Here is an 18,464-nt window from a genome sequence, read left to right as displayed (position 1 = left end):
AATTCAGTTGCCCGTAAGGCTCAGCGGCCACTCACTCCGCTTTTAAAATCTCTTCATGTTCATCCAGCCAGCCCTGCCGCAGCTCCGGCACCGCGCGTTTCAGCCGCTCGAAATACAACTCGCTGGTCGGCTTGTCGTAATCGTTGCGTGTCAGCTGGGTGACGATGCGACCGCTTTTCATCACCACAATTTCGTCGCACACCGCGCGCACCGCATGCATGTCGTGGCTGATGAAGATCACGGAAAGCCCCAGTTCGCGACGCAGTTCGCTGATTAAGTCGAGGACGGCGGCGGCGACCACAGTATCCAGCGCCGAGGTCACTTCATCGCACAAAATCAGATCCGGCTCCGCTGCCAGCGCACGCGCCAGATTGACGCGCTGCTTCTGACCGCCGGAGAGCGCCCAGGGGCGCCGCCACAGCACGCTGCGCGGCAGCTGCACCAGATCCAGCAGCTGATAAAGTCGCTGCTGCCGGGCTGCCCCGCTCAGGCCATGAAACAGCGTCAGCGGTCGCGACAGGATGCGCTCAACGCTATGGGCCGGATTCAGCGCGGTATCTGCCATCTGGAATACATACTGAATGCGCCGCAGCTCATTGTCAGGACGTTTCTGCATATCGCCGGCAATATAGTGGCCGTTAAACAGGATATGCCCGTGGCTTGGCGCGTTGAGACCGGCAATCGCATGAGCCAGCGTCGTTTTGCCGGAGCCTGACTCGCCGATGATGCCAATCGCCTGCCCTTTCCACAGCTTAAGGTTAATCTCCTCCAGAATGCGTATTTTCGGCTGGCCGTCGCTGTCACGCGGGCCGTAACCGGCATTGAGATCGCGCACTTCCAGCAGCGGCTGAATATCGGCGGCGGCCGGACACCAGTTGCTGGGCCGCTCTTTATGCCGTGCCGCTTCCATCAGCAGTCGCGTGTATTCCGCCTGCGGCGCGCCAATCAGGTGCGCAGTACTGCCATACTCCGCCATTTTACCGCGCAGCAGCACCAGAATCCGGTCAGCCATCTGTGCCACCACGGCCAGATCGTGACTGACGTAAATCGCGGTGACGCCGCGCTGCACCACCACGCGGCGAAACGCCTTCAGCACTTCCACCTGCGTGGTGACATCCAGCGCGGTCGTGGGCTCATCCAGGATCACGACGTCGGGATCGCCAATCAGCGCCATTGCCGTCATCAGGCGCTGTAACTGACCGCCCGATACCTGGTGCGGGAACCGGTCGCCAATGGTCTCGGGATTGGGCAGCGCCAGCTCACGGAACAGGCCAATCGCTTTGGCTTTCGCGTCTTTGCGGGTCATCGTGCCGTGAATAACCACCGGCTCAATCACCTGGTCGAGGATCTTCATCCCCGGATTAAATGACGCCGCGGCGCTCTGGGCGATATAGGCGACCTTGTTGCCGCGAAACGCGCGCAGCTGGCCCGGTGACAGACTGTTCACATCGGTGCCGGCAACGTGAATATTGCCCTCAGCGATGCGGCAGCCGTTGCGGGCATAGCCCATCAGTGCCATGGCGATGGTGGTTTTTCCGGAGCCGGATTCGCCAATCAGCGCCAGCACCTCGCCCTTCTGCACCGTGAAGTGAATGTCCGACACAAGGTCGAGCTCTTCACCGCGATCGGTCTGCGCGGTGACGCGCAGTTTATCTACCGAAATCACCGGCATAGCGGTATGTGGTGTCACGTTCATGCTCCCTCCTTCGCCAGCGTCATCGGACGCATCGCCTGCAGGCTGTCAATAAACAGGTTGGCACCAATGGTCAGGCTGGCAATCGCCAGTGCGGGCATCAGTACCGCGGGCGAGCCATCAAACAGCCCCTGCATATTTTCACGTACCAGCGTGCCCCAGTCGGCGTACGGCGGCTGTACCCCCAGGCCGAGGAAGCTCAGGCCGCTCAGCAGCAGCACGATGTAGACAAAGCGCAGGCCAAAGTCCGTCAGCATCGGGTGCACCATGTTAGGCAGGATATCGTGAATGGCGATATACCAGCGGCTTTCGCCCCGTAGCCGTGACGCCCGGACGTAGTCCATGCTGCGCAGCGAGCTGGCCATGGCAAAAGCAATGCGGAATGCGCCCGGCCAGTAGGTGAACACCGCCGTCAGGATCAGCATGGGCAGCGAGGAGCCAAACACCGCGACAATCATCAGCGACAGTACCTTGCCCGGCAGCACCAGCAGGGCATCGTTGACGCGGCCCAGCAGCTCCTCCAGCCAGCGTCCCGTTACCGCCGCCAGCAGGGCCAGCAGCGTGCCGATCAGGCTGGCCAGCAGCGCCGCACTCAGCGCCAGGCCGATGGAGAACTTCGCGCCGTAGAGGATACGGCTCAGCATGTCGCGCCCCAGGTAGTCGGTCCCCAGCAGGTTATCGGCCGTCATGCCGCCCATCAGCGGGCCGCCGCCGATGTCATCAATGCTGTGCGGGGCCAGTGGCGTGCCAAACACCGCCATCAGCAGCCAGAACAGCGACATGATCAGACCCAGCCGGCCCGACCAGGAGAGCGACTGTAAGAAACGCCAGGGCAACAAGAGTGTATTCATGCGCTTCTCCATTTCGGGTTAAAGGCGATAGTCAGAATGTCGGCCGCCAGCAGCAGAACCAGGTAGCAGGCGGCGAACAGCATCACGCAGAGCTGCACCACCGGCAGGTCGCGGTTGCTGACCGCATCCACCAGCTGGCTGGCCAGACCGGGATAGCTGAAGATGGTTTCGATGATGATCACCCCGCCAAACAGGTAGGAGAGACTGAGAGAGATCGCATTGGCGATGGGTCCGACCGCGTTGGGCAGCGCGTGACGCAGCACGGCGCGGAGCGGCGACACCCCTTTAAGCAGCGCCATCTCCAGGTAGGGGCTGTCGAGCTGGTTGATAATGGCGGCCCGCGTCATGCGGGCCATCTGCGCCACCAGCACGCAGCAGAGCGTCAGCACCGGCAGCGCATAGGCTTTGAGGTAGCTCAGCAGGTCGCTGTCCGGACTGCCGAACGACATCGCCGATACCCAGTGCAGTTTGACGGCGAAAATCAGCACCGCCACGGTCGCGACCAGGAACTCCGGCACGGCCACCGTCGCCATGGTGCCGATAACCAGCGCCCGATCGAGCCTTGAACCGCGGTTCATCGCCGCGATAATGCCGATAATCAGCGCCAGCGGTACGCAGATCAGCGTGGTGATGCCCGCCAGTTCGAAGGTGGCGGGTATGCGCTGCGCCACCAGCTGCGAGACCGGCAGATGGCTGGCAAACGAGATGCCAAAGTCACCCTGCACCATACCCGTCAGCCAGTGGAGATAGCGCACCAGTAGAGGCTGATCGAGACCCAGCTGCTGCCGTAACGCCGCCACCGTTTCCGGCGTGGCGTTCTGGCCGAGGATCATCTGCGCCGCGTCACCCGGCAGCAGGCTGGTGATGAAAAACACCACCGCCGAGACGATAAGCAACGTCAGGATGCCGGCGCCAATGCGCCGGGCAATCAGGAACAGCATGTATCGGTTCATCGGCGAACTCCTTATTAATAGCCTGATGGGACAGGCTGAGATCAGGCGGTCAGCCAGGCAAACTCATGGAAGCGGTAGCCCATCATCATGCCTGACGGCCAGGCTTCGACCCCTTTGACCTTTTTGTTGTAGCCATCGGTGGAGCTGATAAAGGTCGGGATGATCGTGCCGCAGTGGTCATAAATCAGCGTCTGCATGTCGCCATACATCTGCTTGCGCTTTGCCTGATCGCGTTCTCCGCGCGCGGCGACCACCAGTTGATCAAACTGCGGATTTTTCCAGCCCGACTCGTTATTCGGTGCGGTAGAGAGATAAAACTGTGAGAAAAGCATGTCGAGCGTCGGACGCGGATTTATCGAGCCATATCCCACCGGATCTTTCATCCAGTGCGAAGACCAGTAACCGTCATACGGCACGCGTCGCACTTTGATGTTCAGCCCTGCCCCGCGCGCCATCTGCTGGATCATCTGCCCGCCTTCGTTCGCCCCTTCAATGTTGGGCGTCGTGATGATCTCTACCGTAGCGCCAGCCATGCCCGCTTTTTTAATGTGGAACTTCGCTTTTTCTATATCGAGCGGACGCGGTTTGAGGTCGGCGTTGTAAAGCGGATGCCATGGCGGTACCGGGGTGTCATTACTGACGTCGCCGTAACCCTGCAGTACCGTTTTCACCAGCATTTCGCGCGGCTGCAGATATTTCATCGCCAGCACGAAATCTTCGTTGTTACCCGGCTTCACGTCGGTGCGGATAATCAGGTTGGTGTACATGCCTGATTTGCTTTCCAGTATGCCAAACTCGCTGCTGGCTTTGATGCGTTTGCAGTCCGCGGCGCTCAGGGTGGAGACCATCTGCAGATCGCCCGACATCAGGGCATTGACACGCGCCGCGTTGTCAGTGACGCCAATCAGCTCCACCTCATCCAGATGCGGCAGACCGGGCTTGTAGTAGTTGGGATTTTTGGTACCAATGGTGCGCGTGCCTGGCATAAAGGTTTTGCAGACAAACGGACCGGTGCCGATGCCTTTACTGAAGTCGGTGGTGCCGTCTTTGACAATCAAAAACGGCGGCGTCGCCAGCATGTAAGGGACGTCAAAGTTGGCGTTGTTCAGCTCCAGCTGCACCTCATTATCATTGACCGCGCTGAAGGTTTTAAACTGATCGGCCAGCTTAAAGGCGATTGAGGCGATGGCCGGATCTTTGTGTCGGCTGAGCGAGAAGATCACATCTTTAGCGGTCAGCGGTTTGCCATCATGGAAGGTGACGCCCTTCCGCAGTTTAATATGCCAGGTGATGCCGTCGCTGGATTCCACTGATTCGGCCAGCGCCGGTTGCGCCATCAGGTTTTTGTCCAGTTCGGTCAGGCCGCTGTAGAACATGAACTGACGGGTGTAGTCCGCGCTGTTATTACTTTTCGCCGGATCGAGTGTGTCGGTAGCGGAGGCATTCGACATTGCCGCCCGCAGTTTACCGCCTTTGACCGGCTTGTCGTCCGCCAGTGCCGCCCCGGAAAAGCCCACCAGCCCGCTGCTCATCACCGCACCGGCGGAAAGAATCTTCATCAGGCTGCGGCGTGACAGCGAGCCTTCGGTGATCATGCGCGTCAGTGCCGGATTTACCGCATCAGCGTCGTTATTATCAAATTTACTCATCTCTCTACCCTCAATAGTCAGGCGAACCGGGATCATGTTCTGGCGGTGCTGGCAACCTGGCGGCCAGCACCCGACGGGACGTTAAGAAAGGCGATCCTTTGCTTTGTAATAGAGTCCTGCGAGCGGTAAAAACCATGGCTTGCCGTGATAACCGGGCAGCGCGGGCCATGCGTCGCGCTGCCAGGGATTTTCAGTGCGCTTTTCGGCCAGCAGATCGGCCATTACCCGTCCCATCCACACCGACATCTGCGTGCCGTGGCCGCTGTAGCCCAGCGAATAGAAGAGGCCATCCTGTTCACCCGCATGCGGCAGACGGTCGGCGGTCATATCGACCATGCCGCCCCAGCAGTAATCCAGCGCTGCCTGGCCGAGTTGCGGCAGCATCTGCGTCATCGCGTGGCGCAGGATCTCGCCGCTGCGCGAATCAGAGGTCGGGTTGCTGACCGCAAACCGCGCCCGGCCGCCAAACACCAGCCGGCTGTCGGCAGTGGTGCGGAAGTAGTTGCCGATATTCAGCGACGTCACGTAGGTCCGATTGTTGGGCAGCACCTGGCGCAGCAGCGCTGGGTCGAGCGCTTCGGTCACCACGATAAAGCTGCCGACCGGCACGATGCGGCGCTGAAACCAGGGAAAAGGGCCGACGTTGGAGCAGCCGGTCGCCATCAGCACCTTATCCGCCAGAAGGGTGCAGTTTGCAGTGTGAATCCGGTGCTGATAGCCCTTCAGTCGCTCTAACTTCGTCACGGCGTGATGCGGATAAATCTTCGCCCCGCTGCGCGCGGCGGCTTCAGCCAGCCCGATGCCAAATTTGCCCATGTGCATCTGACCGCCACGCTTCTGCAGCAGGCCGCCGTGGAATTTGTCGCTGGCGATCTCGTCGCGCACCGCCGTTTTGTCGAGCAGTTCGATCTCCGGGTCCACGGTGCGGCGCATCAGTTCATACGCCTCCCGCAGCCCGGCGACATGCGAAGCTTTGCTGGCGAGCTTGAGTTTGCCGCACAGCCGGAAGTCGCAGTCGATCGCTTCATCCTGAATCAGTTGCTGTACGTAGCTCACGGCGTCGTCAAATGCCCGGTAGAAGCGGCTGGCCTGTTCCAGACCCTGACTCGCCACCAGCGAGGCGAAGTTCTGCGCCACACCGGTATTGCAGTGACCGCCGTTGCGCGCCGATGCCTGGCTCATGACGTCGCCACTCTCCAGCAGCACCACGCTGATGCCGCTGCGCGCCAGGTTAAGGGCTGCCGAGACACCGGTGAAGCCGCCGCCAATTACCACCACCTCCGCCTGGGCGGGTAGCGGTTCGCGGGCAGCACCGGCAAAGGCCGGAGCCGTAGCCTGCCAGAACGATTCCAGTTTCATGGGGGGTTCCTCAGAGTCCGACGACGCCAGGCAGGCCGCCGATATCTTTGATTTCGGTGTACTGGTAGTACGGGTTCGCCGGTTCATGACCGCGATTGACCCAGACTTTGTTTTTGATGCCGAGATCGTAGGCGGTCATCAGGTCATAGCGGAAGCTGGAGGAGACGTGCAGGATCTCTTCCGGGCCGCAGTCAAGCTTATCCAGCATGTACTCGAAGCCCTTCATCTGCGGTTTGTAGGCACCCGCTTCTTCCGCCGTGATGGTCATGTGGATCGGTGCGCCCAGACGCGGTATATGGTGCGGGATCAGGTCTTTCATGGAGTTAGTCAGCAGCACCAGCGGAAACTCTTTTGCGACTTTCGCCAGCCCGGCCGGCACGTCGGGATGCGGACCCCAGCTGGCGCAATCGGTGTAAATGAAGTCGCTGTCGGCTTTATCCCACTCAACGCCCCACTTTTTGCAGGTGCGCTGGATGGCATTGCTGACCACGTCGTAATAAGGTTTCCATGCGCCGAGCACCTCATCCAGCCGGTAACTGGCAAAATCAGCGGTGAAGGCGTGCATGGCCTCAGGGTCGACGCGGTCGCTGAAACAGCGTTCTGCCGCACCGGCCATATCGAAGCGAATCAGCGTGCCGTAACAGTCAAACGTGATGAATTTCGGTTTAAACAGTGCCATGTAACACCCTCGTCTTGTCAGTTGCGCTTAGAAATCGATGAGTACGCTCTTCTGGCGCTGGCAGGCCTGAAACGCCTGACGCCCTAAATCTTTGCCAATGCCGGAGCCGAGAAAACCGCCGGTAGGAATGATGAAGTCGCCGGAGCGGCCATAGCGGTTAATCCAGACGGTGCCTGCGTCAATCGCCCGCATCGCCCGCAGCGCGCGCGGCAGGCTCAGTGTGTGGACACCGGCGCAGAGGCCGTAGGTGTCGTGGGCGGCCATCGCCAGTCCCTGCTCTTCATCATCAAACGTCTGTACCGTCAGCACCGGACCAAAAATCTCCTGCTGAACCGCCGGGTTATCCTGCGCCACATGGCTCAGCAGCGTCGGCTGCCAGAACCAGCCGTTGTCCGTGTCGGCAAAGCGCTCTCCGCCCACCAGCACCTCTGCGCCCTGCGCTTTTGCGGCTTCAATGACCGAGCAGACTTTGTTGCCCTGGCGTTCATCGATCAGCGGCGCGTAGCGGCTGCCCTCCTGCCAGGTGACGCCCGGTTTCACTTCCCGGCAAAGCTGGGCCAGCTGCTCAACCAGCGGATCGGCAATGTTGCGCTGCACAATAAGACGGGTGCCCGCCACGCAGGCCTGACCGCCGTTGGCAGTGAAGCCGCGCAGAATGCGCTGAGCCAGCACCTCAAGGTCACCCGCATCATCAAATACCAGCTGCGGGCTTTTGCCGCCCAGCTCCAGCGTCACCGGTTTCATGCCGTGCTGCGCGGCATCGCTCATGATGCGCGCGCCGGTCAGGGTCGAGCCGGTAAACGAGACTTTGCGCACCAGTGGATGTTTCACCAGCGCACTGCCGGTCACCGCGCCACTGCCCTGCACAATGTTCAGCACGCCCGCTGGCAGGCCCGCCTGAATCGCCAGTTCAGCCATGCGCACCGTCGAAAACGGGGTCAGTTCAGAGGGTTTCAGCACCACCGCATTGCCTGCTGCCAGCGCGGGTCCGCATTTCCACGACGCCATCGACAGCGGAAAATTCCACGGGGTAATCGCGGCGATGACGCCATAGGGTTCCGCAATCAGCATGCCGAGGCTGCTGTCGCGGGTGGGAAAGAGATCGCCGCTGTATTTGTCCGCGCATTCGGCGTAAAAGCGAATTGCTTCGGCGGTAAACGGAATTTCGTGCAGCACCACGTCGCTGATGGGCCGGGTTGAGCCCAGCGCTTCCAGCTGAGCCAGCAGCGCGTCCTGCTCTATCAGGTCAGCCCAGCGGCGTAACACGCGACCGCGTTCACGCGGCGGACAGCCAGACCAGCCGCTGGTTTTCAGCGCCTGATGCGCCACGGTGACGGCACGATCAACATCCTGCGGCGTGGCGTCCTGCAGCGTGGCATAGCCCCTGCCATCAGAGGGACGTTTAACCTCAAAGGCTGCGCCCTGACTCTGGCAGTGCTGGCCGCCAATATAATGGCCAGCCGGAAGAGAAACTTTTTCAGGGTCGAAACTTAACATGGAAGAATTCCTTATTTGTAACACCCATCAGTTGCTGGCTTAATAGCGTTTTTAACTGGCGATTTCTGCGCTGTTAATAAGCTAATGCAGAAAGTATGCCAGCCGGGCAAAAAATAAAAATGCGTTTAAAACAGCGCAAAAAAATTTTCTGCCGTATTGCCGGGGTAATTTTTGCGGATTTGCCGAACAATTAAACAGATGATTTACTTCACAAAATTTATGCGCCCTGCTGGTGCAACCTGCACGGAAATTGCACCAAAGCGGATATTCCGGCTCAGGCTGCTCACTTCTGCACTCATGACACACCGATTTACCGACCGGCCTCACATCCCTGATAAATTCTTTACTTTTTAAAGAGGATTATTTGACGCCGTGGAAATAATTCTGTGCGTCAGGCATAAAAAAACGCCAGCCGGATCGTCCGGCTGGCGTTTTGGTCATATTTAATTACAGACTGCCGATGTGAAAAGTTTTCTGTTCCAGATATTCATCCATTCCGTAGCGGGATCCTTCCCGGCCAATACCGGAAAGTTTCACGCCTCCAAAGGGGGCAACTTCAAGAGAAATCGCGCCGGTATTAAAGCCGACCATGCCAAACTCCAACGCTTCCGCCACCCGCCAGGCACGCCGGATATTTTCGGTAAAGAAGTAGGCGCCCAGTCCGTAGGGCGTGTCATTCGCCATTGCGATGGCCTCATCCTCATCATCAAAGATAAACAGCGGCGCGACCGGACCGAATGTCTCCTCATGAGCAATGCGCATGCTGGACGTGACCTCGCCGAGCACCGTAGGCTGAACAAAAGTACCATTATCCTGGCTGATGCCGCCGGTCAGCAGCGTGGCACCCTGGCTGAGCGCATCATCGATGTGACCATTCACCTTCTCTACCGCACGTGGGTTAATCAGCGGACCCATGGTGCTGTCGGGCGCAAAGCCATCCCCCACTTTCAGGGTGGCGACCGCCTCCAGCAGTCGCGCGGTGAAGCGTGGATAGATGTTGCGCTGCACCAGGATGCGGTTGGCGCAGACGCAGGTCTGCCCGGCGTTGCGGAACTTGCTGAGCATGACGCCCGCGACCGCAATCTCAATGTCGGCATCATCGAACACGATCAGCGGCGCGTTGCCGCCCAGCTCCAGGCTCAGACGTTTGATGCTGTCAGCGCTCTGCTGCATCAATAACTGCCCAATGCGGGTTGAGCCGGTGAAGGAGATTTTACGCACCGTACGGCTACCAGTCAGTGCCGCGCCAATCTCAATGGGCAGGCCGGTCAGCACCTGTAACACACCTGACGGGAAACCGGCACGTTCTGCCAGCACCGCGAGGGCCAGCGCAGAGAGCGGCGTTAATTCAGAGGGTTTGACGATAATCGGGCATCCGGCGGCCAGCGCGGGGGCCACCTTACGGGTGATCATCGCAATCGGGAAGTTCCAGGGAGTGATGGCGGCGGCAACGCCTACCGGCTGTTTCAGCACCAGAATGCGCCGGTCGTCACTGGGCGCGGGAATGGTGTCGCCATAGACACGGCGCGCCTCTTCCGCGAACCATTTCACAAAGCTGGCCCCGTAGAGCACTTCGCCTCTGGCTTCCGCCAGCGGTTTGCCCTGCTCTGCGGTCATGATGATCGCCAGGTCGTCAGCATGTTCAATAATCAGTTGATGCCATTTTTCCAGCAGCGCGGCACGGCTGGCGTTAGTGGTTTTTCCCCAGCTGATGCGAACCGTTTCCGCATAGGCTATCGCCTGCTCTGTTTCCGCACGGCCCAGCGCCGGTATGGTCGCCAGCGTTTCGCCCGTGGCGGGATCGGTAACCGGCAGCGTGGCACCCTGATGTGCATCCTGCCAGCGTCCGGCAAATAACGCCTGCTGGCGCAGCAGATCGCTGTCTTTAAGTTGTAATCGCGACATAACATCCCCTTGTGGTCAGCTGATTCCACTTTATCGCGCCGGGTCAGCGCAGGATGTTGTTGTGCGGGGTCAGAAAGGTCGCTAAGCGAGTTTTTCGCGGGGATTTGAAATTTTATGCTGTGCGGAAATGTGCGCGCATCCGGTGGGATGCGCACGCGCTTTAAATCTGGAAGTCGATGACCGGTTCGTCGTCATTACTGTAGGAGAGCGCCTGGCGTTTGATCTCCTCCAGCGACAGATTAGCGTTACAGAGTTCCAGGAACTGCCAGACATAATTGCGCTGCAGCTGTCCCCGCTTGAGGCCGAGCCAGACGGTGCTGGCATCAAACAGATGCGTGGCGTCGATGCGTACCAGCTCTTCACTCTCTTCCGTTTCACACGCCTGATCGGCCAGTATCCCGACGCCCAGACCAAGTTTAACGTAGGTTTTCACCACGTCGGAGTCCTGGGCGCTGAGCACGATGTCCGGTTTTAAACCCGCCGACTGGAAGGCACGGTCAACCCGCGAACGACCGGTGATACCCTGGCGGTAAGTAATGAGGGGATAACGGCTGAGGGTGCTCAGTGAAACCGGTTGATTCTGTACCAGCTCATGATCTTTCGGCACCAGCAACGCATGATGCCAGCTGAACCAGGGGAATGCCGCCAGGCTGCTGTTATTGACCAGCATTTCACTGGCGATGCCGATGTCCGCTTCACCCGCCAGCAGCATGGTGACAATTTCCTGCGGCGATCCCTGGTTGAGTTCCAGACGAACGTTGGGATAGAGCTGACGAAACGCTTTAATGATTTTCGGCAGACTGTAGCGCGCCTGAGTATGGGTCGTTGCAATTGTCAGAATGCCGCTGGTTTCATTAGTAAAGACATCGGCCAGACGTCGTACCTTCCCTGCTTCATCGAGGATGCGTTCGGCGATGGTCAGCAGCGCTTTACCCGGTTCGGTCATTCCCAGCAGGCGCTTACCGCGACGAATAAAGATCTCAACACCCAGTTCATCTTCCAGGTCACGAATGTGCCGACTGACACCTGACTGGGAGGTAAACAGCGTGTTAGCGACTTCCGTTAAGTTAAACTCACAGCGGGCCGCCTCGCGGATGATTTTAAGCTGCTGGAAATTCACGACATTTACCTCTCTTTACATAATCTGATTCCCTGATGTTAAGAACTATTATTGATAACAGGAAATACTAAAAAATTTGGCTTTATGACTTTAGGGAATAACGGGGTGGGACTGAGGTTGTGCGAACGCGCTGAGATGATTGGCCGGGCAGCACGGGCTTAACGGGTGTTCGCTGCGCGAACGGGCTCTGTGGAGTTGAAGCTGTAGTCTTCGCTGCACGAACAGGCTCTGAGAGAGGTTTCGTTCGCCTGGCAGGCTGGGCATTTTCAGTAACGCCTCTGCAGGCGACCGACAAGGGGCGCCAGTCGCCGCGCCCCCTTGACCCCCGGCTCCGGCCTGCTTCACCGCCGCTTCGCGGTCCCTTCGCTTCTTCAGGATTTCTCACGGACCGCCGGGACGCGCCATCCCTGGCGCGAACCCGCCTCTTCGCGACATCCCTGTCGCTCGTCCTGAAATACCTCATCCGCTCAGCAGTTCTGACGGCCTCCCCAACCCCCTCGCTGTTATCTCTTCTTTTTGTGTGGGGTATCTCATCGCTTTATGTTTCCGGAGTTGTCATTCGACAGCAGACAACGCTGCACCCAAAAAACATAAAAATTTTGCAGGCGGGGGGTTTTTCAGAGGCGTCCGAAGCGCTGAGGAACAACCGGAGGCGAGGATGAGCCGACAGGACGTCGGCGAAAGGACGGTTCGCGCCAGGGATGGCGCGTCCGGACGGTCCGCTGGCCGCAGGGCGTGACGAAGGGACCCCGCGAAGTGGGGCGCGCAGGCTGCCGGACACCGGGATTGTCAAGGGGCGTCCGTACGCCCCTTGACACGTCCGCCTGCTCAGGCGACCTGAAACTCCCCACCGCCTGGCGGGCGTAACCTGCTCAGTATGAACGCGCTGCAAAGCTTAGCTAAAGGTCCGCTGCAAGCACCCCTACCCCACTAACATCAACTCCCGCTCCTCACTCAGCGGCTTATTCAGCAGCGACAGCAGGATATTTTTCACGGCCTGTGCAGAAGGCGACAGCGGCAACCGGGCTGAGATGTTCAGCGACAGCGGCAGACTCAGTGACGGGCTGTTGATGCGTGACATCCAGGCATCGGTTGAACCTACCAGCGCACGGGCGGCCGATTCAGGTAATACGGTGACACCCATGCCGCTGGAAATGGCTGCGGTCAGGGTTGAAATCGATTCGATTTCACCAATGATGCGCGCACTCAGGCGACGCAGTGAAAAGGCCTCATCAACCCGTTTGCGCACTGCGCTGTAGTCGCGGGGTAAAAACAGGCTCATCTGCGCTACATCGGCCAGATCGACGCTGGCACCTGGGTAGTCGGTAGCGCCGACCAGGAAGAGATCTTCTTTCATCAGCGGCATGCTGTTGATGCCGGCAGTCGGAGCGCGATCGTACAGTACCGCCATATCCAGCTGACCATTCATCACTTTCTCATTCAACACGCTGCCGCTGTTTTCATGCAGGTAGACCAGTACTTCAGGAAACTGATCGCGAACGGTTTGCAGCAGCGGCATGGTCAGCGAGGAGGCTGCTGTGCCGGGTGCCAGACCAATTGATACCTGGCCGCTCAGCACCTGACCGGCATTAATGACCGCCGTCTGGGCCTGCTCGCACTGGCGCAGAATAGTACGCGCATGACCATAGAGAATCTTTCCGGCTTCCGTTGGCGTGACGCCGCGCTTGGTGCGGATCAGGAGTTGCTGATCCAGCTCATTCTCCAGCGTTGCCACCTGCTGACTGAGTGCAGGCTGCGCGATGTGCAGCACTTCCGCTGCCTGCGTCAGACTGCCGATATCGACGATTTTCACAAAGTACTTCAGTCGTCTTAAATTCATCTTGCCTCCGTCACTTACCCTGAATAGCGAAAGGTGTCTGGCCCATCGCTCTGATAACAGAGATTTTGCAAGATGCAGGCCAGGTTTAAATCCTGCGCCTTGCCCGTCAGCCAGATTTTTCCTAACGGCCCGGAAAATAAGCGTTTCTGATTACCTCTTAAGGGTTAATAAGGATCAGGAATGCGTAATAGCAACAGAGGAGTCGAGCGGACGCACTGTGGCAGTGCAGATGCTGCGAGTCAGACGTGCAGAAAAGTGATGACGGGCTGTACAGTTTTAGTGCAGTGGAAACGTATTGCACCGGATGAAGGCTTGCCGGGCTTACAGGAAAGCATTAACCAACAGACTGAGAATGTAACCGCTATCAGCGGGATTTCTTATCGCTGACGCTTCCTGAAGACAAAAAAGCAACCGTTGCCCTCTCCCGTTGCGGAAGAAGGCAACGCCTTCTGATTAACGTTTTTTACGGTTACGGTGCATGTCGATAGAGACCGCAGCGACGATGATCACCCCTTTGATGATGTCCTGAATATAGGCATCGACACCCACGAAGGTGAATCCGCTTTTAATCAGGCCAAGAATAACGGCACCGATTAATGTGCCGGTGATACGGCCGACACCGCCCATCAGGCTGCTGCCGCCGATAACGGCTGCGGCAATCGCATCCAGCTCGTAGGACATCCCCATACTCGACTGGCCGCTGCTGACGCGCGCCGCCAGTACCACACCCGCCAGGCCAGAGAGCGCGCCGGCAATGGTGTAGACGATGATCAGATACTTATTAACGTTGATACCGGAGACTTTCGCCGAGGTCATGTTGCCGCCAATGGCGTAAACATATTTACCGTAGCGGGTATGTTTCAGGGCGATGTGAAACAGCAGTGCCACCACCAGGAAAATCACGACCGGCATGGCACCCTGACCGATTGAGGTAAAGCCATCGGAAAGGAAGCTGATGGGATTACCCTGAGTGTAATACTGCGCCAGACCGCGTGCCGACACCATCATGCCCAGCGTGGCAATGAAGGGCGGAATGCCGGTGCGGGTAATCAGTACACCATTGACCGCACCCGCCAGCAGACCAACACCGATACCGGCCGCGATAGGGATCACCGCAGGCATATTAACCAGCGACGGATACATCGGCGACAGGCTGTCAGAGGTCTGCGCCAGACTGGCGGCGACCACCGCCGCCAGGGCGATGACGGAACCGGACGAGAGATCGATACCGGTGGTGATAATGACCTGGGTCACGCCAACGGCGATAATCCCGATAATCGCCACCTGCAGGACAATCAGGATCAGACGGTTGGTGTTGAGCAGGAAAGACTGGTCACGCACGTACCAGCCAAACATTTCAAAAATCAATGCAATCCCCACCATCACCACAAAAATGCCGGTATCTTTCGGCAGTTTATGGCGCAGGCTGGCAAAAAAAGAGGGTTGCTGCGGGGCTGCCGGGGTAGCAGTAGCTTTCATATTGCTCATAGTGGTCTCGCGCCTCACTCGGATGCCAACGACAGAATGGTTTCCTGATCGGCTTCTTCTTTATCGAGGATGCCGGTTATACGCCCGCCGTGCATCACCATCACCCGGTCGCTCATGCCAAGGATTTCCGGCAGTTCAGAGGAGACCATGATGATAGCTACGCCACGGTTGGCGAGTTCACTGATTAAGCGGTAAATCTCCGCTTTTGCACCGACGTCTATACCGCGCGTCGGTTCGTCCAGAATCAGAATCTTCGGTTGTGCCAGCAGCCAGCGGGCAATCAGAACCTTCTGCTGATTACCGCCGCTGAGGTTATTGATGATCTGATCCATGGTCGGCGTTTTGATGTTGAGCCGACGGATTTGCTCCATGCAGTCCTGCGCCATCTTCACATGACTGACAAAACCGCTTTTGCCGCTGTACTCCGGCATGTTGACGATGCTCATGTTCTCCATCACCGACAGCACCAGAAACAGGCCGGACTTTTTACGGTCCTCGGTCAGGAACGCCATGCCCTTTTCAATCGCGGTTGAGGGTGAGTCGATCGTCACCGGTACGCCATCAATCAGGATCTCACCGCTATCGAAACTCTCCATGCCGAACAGGCTCTCCATCACCTCGCTGCGACCGGCCCCCACCAGCCCGGCGACGCCGAGGATTTCACCCCGGCGCACGCTGAAACTGACATCGGTGAAACGATCTTTGCAGGTGAGATTACGCACCGTCAGCACCTCTTCCCCGATGGCACTGTTGAATTTCGGGAACAACTGCGTCAGCTCGCGTCCTACCATCTGTGTAATCAGCGACTGACGGGTATATTTCGCCGTCTGATCGCTGGCGATCCAGCTGCCGTCGCGAAAAATACTGACTTCATCGGTGATGTTGAAAATCTCATCCATCTTGTGGCTGATGTAGATGATGGCTTTACCCTGCTCCCGCAGATCGCGAATGATGGTAAACAGATGCGCCACTTCGGTTTCCGTCAGCGCGGAGGTCGGCTCATCCATAATGACGATGTCTGAATCCCAGGAGACCGCTTTGGCAATCTCGACCATCTGCTGCGACGCAATGCTCAGCTCGCCCACCATCCGCTCGGCTTTCAGGCGGATATTCAGGCGGTTGAGCAGTTCCTGTGTCTTCTGATTAAGTCGGGCGTGGTCGACAAAGCCAAACTTCATCGGCTCACGGCCCAGCCAGATATTCTCGGCGACGGTCATGTAAGGCACCAGATTGAGTTCCTGGTGGATCATTGAAATGCCGGAACGCAACGCGTCCATGGTGTCCTGAAACTGCACCGGCTCCCCTTTAATTTTGATGGTGCCCTTATCGGGACGATACATCCCGATAAGGCACTTCATTAAAGTGGATTTGCCCGCGCCATTTTCGCCCATCAAGGCATGTACCGTTCCCGGACGCACCCGCAACGACACGTTGTCGAGGGCTTTGACGCCGGGGAAGAACTTGCTGATGCCTTCGGCTTCAAGCGCAAACGCGTTCATACATCACCTCCGTACAGCTGGGTCGGGAACGATTATTTCAGGTTACGCTGGGTAAACTGTTCCATATTTTCTTTAGTAATCAGCTGGTAAGGGATGTTGATAATTTTCTGGACTTGTTCGCCTTTCACCAGTTTGATCGCCGTCTGTACCGAGCCTTCACCCTGGCCCTTCGCATCCTGGAATACGGTGGCGACCATCTTGCCCTGCTTCAGCATCTGCAGCGCATCAGGTGTACCATCGACGCCAGCAATCAGGATTTTGTTCGGGTTTTTACCCAGTGCCTGCAGCGCACCAATTGCCATTTCATCGTTGTTCGACGCGATAGCATTGATTTCATCACCGGCCGTCATCCAGTTACTGACCACATCCACCGCGTCGTTACGGGTAAATTTGGCGGTCTGCTTCTGAACAATTTTGATGCCAGGATATTTAGCGGCCACTTCTTCCACACCTTTGGTACGGTCGCGGGTCGATTCATTCGCCAGGTCACCCATCAGAATGGCGACGTTGCCTTTGCCGTTCATTGCTTTCGCCAGCGCTTCCATCTGTAACCGCCCGGCCAGTTCTGAATCGGAACCCACATAGGCCATTTTGCCGGTGAGTTCAGCCCCTGGACGGCGGTTAACAAATACAAGCGGAATGCCCGCTTTGCTTGCCTGATCCATAATCGGTTTCACCGCGTTGGTGTCGACCGGGTTAACGATCAGGGCATCAACACCCTGGCCGATGAAGTTCTGAACCTGCTGAAGCTGTTGTGAAACGTCACCCTTTGCATCCTCAACCTGGCCTTTAACACCATCTTTCTGCATCTCCTTCTGCATTGAAGTACGCAGAATCGTCAGGAAGTTGTCATCAAACAGCGCCATCGAGACGCCCACTGAGATATCTTTTGCCATAACCGCGGCAGGTAACATGCAGGCTAACAGTGAGGCGACAATCGTTTTTTTAATGTTCATAGGGACCCTTCTTATTTGTTAACTTGCTCAGCGGCTGTACCCGCGAATGAAAAATATCTTTTACATTCACCCAGCCTGTCTGGCGTCTGTTTCAGGAAATTTGAGGTAAGACTTCAGGTTATGGCTATTTTTGTGATCGACCACTCCTTTTCACAATCACTTGATCTGCAAACAGTTAGTTTAAAAATGCCGTTTCATTTCCGGATGATAATCACGACCGTGATGATAAGCAGTTTATTTGTTCCATATAATGTCTTTTTGAAATTTTTATCATAAAAGCACTGAAACGGTTGTTTTAACATCGGCAAACAACAAAACTTTGACATGCCTCTAACATCTGCCGAGAAATGCCCGCAAAGTGAGATCCTGTTGGCAGTTTGAAAAGCCAGCAGATTTGCGTAAAAACCGCCAATCCGCTGCTTTTACGAGCATCTGAACGCAATTCAGTAAACAGGGCTTTGACAAGCGGGATCAGCGCCGTTAATATTCGCCCCGTTCAAGCGATTCCTCTGTAGTTCAGTCGGTAGAACGGCGGACTGTTAATCCGTATGTCACTGGTTCGAGTCCAGTCAGAGGAGCCAGAATTAGAAAAGCCCGCTCAGGGAAACCTGAGCGGGCTTTTTGCATTGATGTTTTTAATCACGGCGGCATGGTTTTCACGCCAGAGGCTTACACCACGAACCCGAAGTGGGAACCATCCGGCAGCTCCACCACCAGCCGCAGTTTCCCCCCCGCCGCATCGACGTAGCGTTTGAGCGTGGAAAGCTTCAGGTCACGCCCCGGCTTTTCCATACCCGCCACGGTCGGCTGTGTGATGCCCAGCGCCTGCGCCATTTCCACCTGCGTTTTCTGCACTTTCTCACGCAGCTCGGCAAGGTGAATGTTGAGCAGGATTTCGGTCGCCATAGCCTGTGCGTCGGCAACGACTTCCGGTTTTTCATCCGCAATAAGCTGTTCCAGCGTTCTGCCCATCAC

14 protein-coding genes and 1 tRNA gene are annotated in these 18,464 nt (G+C 57.5%); 1 reads left to right on the top strand and 14 read right to left on the bottom strand.

Annotated elements, in window-relative coordinates:
• Positions 1–31 precede the first annotated feature (31 nt).
• The 13 genes from IV493_RS06060 to IV493_RS06000 all read right to left on the bottom strand — a co-directional run bounded on the left by IV493_RS06060 (position 32) and on the right by IV493_RS06000 (position 17,489).
• The gene (locus tag IV493_RS06060) at positions 32–1,696 is read right to left on the bottom strand and encodes an ABC transporter ATP-binding protein (protein ID WP_013358370.1); all 1,665 of its coding nucleotides are present in this window, start codon (positions 1,694–1,696) and stop codon (positions 32–34) included.
• Positions 1,693–2,544, bottom strand: a complete 852-nt coding sequence (locus IV493_RS06055) for an ABC transporter permease (protein WP_013358371.1) — start codon at positions 2,542–2,544, stop codon at positions 1,693–1,695. Before IV493_RS06055 ends, IV493_RS06060 begins: the two co-directional genes overlap by 4 nt.
• On the bottom strand, positions 2,541–3,497 hold the full coding sequence (locus tag IV493_RS06050) for an ABC transporter permease (RefSeq protein WP_013358372.1): 957 nt from the start codon (positions 3,495–3,497) through the stop codon (positions 2,541–2,543). Before IV493_RS06050 ends, IV493_RS06055 begins: the two co-directional genes overlap by 4 nt.
• Before the next feature lie 41 nt (positions 3,498–3,538).
• Entirely contained in the window at positions 3,539–5,146 is a 1,608-nt protein-coding gene (locus IV493_RS06045; RefSeq protein ID WP_013358373.1) for an ABC transporter substrate-binding protein, read from the bottom strand.
• An 81-nt stretch (positions 5,147–5,227) separates the two neighbouring features.
• Positions 5,228–6,505 (bottom strand): FAD-binding oxidoreductase, encoded by a 1,278-nt coding sequence (locus tag IV493_RS06040; RefSeq protein ID WP_195857907.1) that lies wholly within the window; start codon positions 6,503–6,505, stop codon positions 5,228–5,230.
• 10 nt (positions 6,506–6,515) lie between these two features.
• Complete coding sequence (locus IV493_RS06035; protein WP_013358375.1) at positions 6,516–7,184, bottom strand: haloacid dehalogenase type II; 669 nt, start codon at positions 7,182–7,184, stop codon at positions 6,516–6,518.
• A gap of 27 nt (positions 7,185–7,211) precedes the next feature.
• On the bottom strand, positions 7,212–8,681 hold the full coding sequence (locus tag IV493_RS06030; protein ID WP_195857906.1) for an aldehyde dehydrogenase: 1,470 nt from the start codon (positions 8,679–8,681) through the stop codon (positions 7,212–7,214).
• A 447-nt stretch (positions 8,682–9,128) separates the two neighbouring features.
• Entirely contained in the window at positions 9,129–10,586 is a 1,458-nt protein-coding gene (locus IV493_RS06025) for an NAD-dependent succinate-semialdehyde dehydrogenase (protein WP_195857905.1), read from the bottom strand.
• A gap of 160 nt (positions 10,587–10,746) precedes the next feature.
• Complete coding sequence (gene cbl / locus IV493_RS06020; protein ID WP_013358380.1) at positions 10,747–11,706, bottom strand: HTH-type transcriptional regulator Cbl; 960 nt, start codon at positions 11,704–11,706, stop codon at positions 10,747–10,749.
• Between the two features lie 922 nt (positions 11,707–12,628).
• Complete coding sequence (nac, locus tag IV493_RS06015) at positions 12,629–13,546, bottom strand: nitrogen assimilation transcriptional regulator NAC (RefSeq protein ID WP_033783480.1); 918 nt, start codon at positions 13,544–13,546, stop codon at positions 12,629–12,631.
• A gap of 453 nt (positions 13,547–13,999) precedes the next feature.
• The gene (locus tag IV493_RS06010; RefSeq protein WP_179291192.1) at positions 14,000–15,025 is read right to left on the bottom strand and encodes an ABC transporter permease; all 1,026 of its coding nucleotides are present in this window, start codon (positions 15,023–15,025) and stop codon (positions 14,000–14,002) included.
• A gap of 23 nt (positions 15,026–15,048) precedes the next feature.
• Positions 15,049–16,533 (bottom strand): sugar ABC transporter ATP-binding protein, encoded by a 1,485-nt coding sequence (locus IV493_RS06005; RefSeq protein WP_013358383.1) that lies wholly within the window; start codon positions 16,531–16,533, stop codon positions 15,049–15,051.
• A 32-nt stretch (positions 16,534–16,565) separates the two neighbouring features.
• Positions 16,566–17,489, bottom strand: a complete 924-nt coding sequence (locus IV493_RS06000) for a sugar ABC transporter substrate-binding protein (RefSeq protein ID WP_013358384.1) — start codon at positions 17,487–17,489, stop codon at positions 16,566–16,568.
• A 505-nt stretch (positions 17,490–17,994) separates the two neighbouring features.
• Here IV493_RS06000 and IV493_RS05995 point away from each other — a divergent pair.
• A tRNA-Asn gene (locus tag IV493_RS05995) sits at positions 17,995–18,070 on the top strand.
• An 88-nt stretch (positions 18,071–18,158) separates the two neighbouring features.
• Here the strand turns inward: IV493_RS05995 and IV493_RS05990 are convergent.
• Positions 18,159–18,461, bottom strand: coding sequence for a helix-turn-helix domain-containing protein (locus IV493_RS05990; protein WP_013358385.1), 303 nt, complete (start codon positions 18,459–18,461; stop codon positions 18,159–18,161).
• Positions 18,462–18,464: the final 3 nt, after the last annotated feature.

The organism is Pantoea sp. SM3640, assembly GCF_015654165.1.
Lineage (GTDB): Bacteria > Pseudomonadota > Gammaproteobacteria > Enterobacterales > Enterobacteriaceae > Pantoea > Pantoea vagans.
Note: the sequence above shows the minus strand (reverse complement) of the source record. Positions and strands in the feature narration are given on the sequence as shown.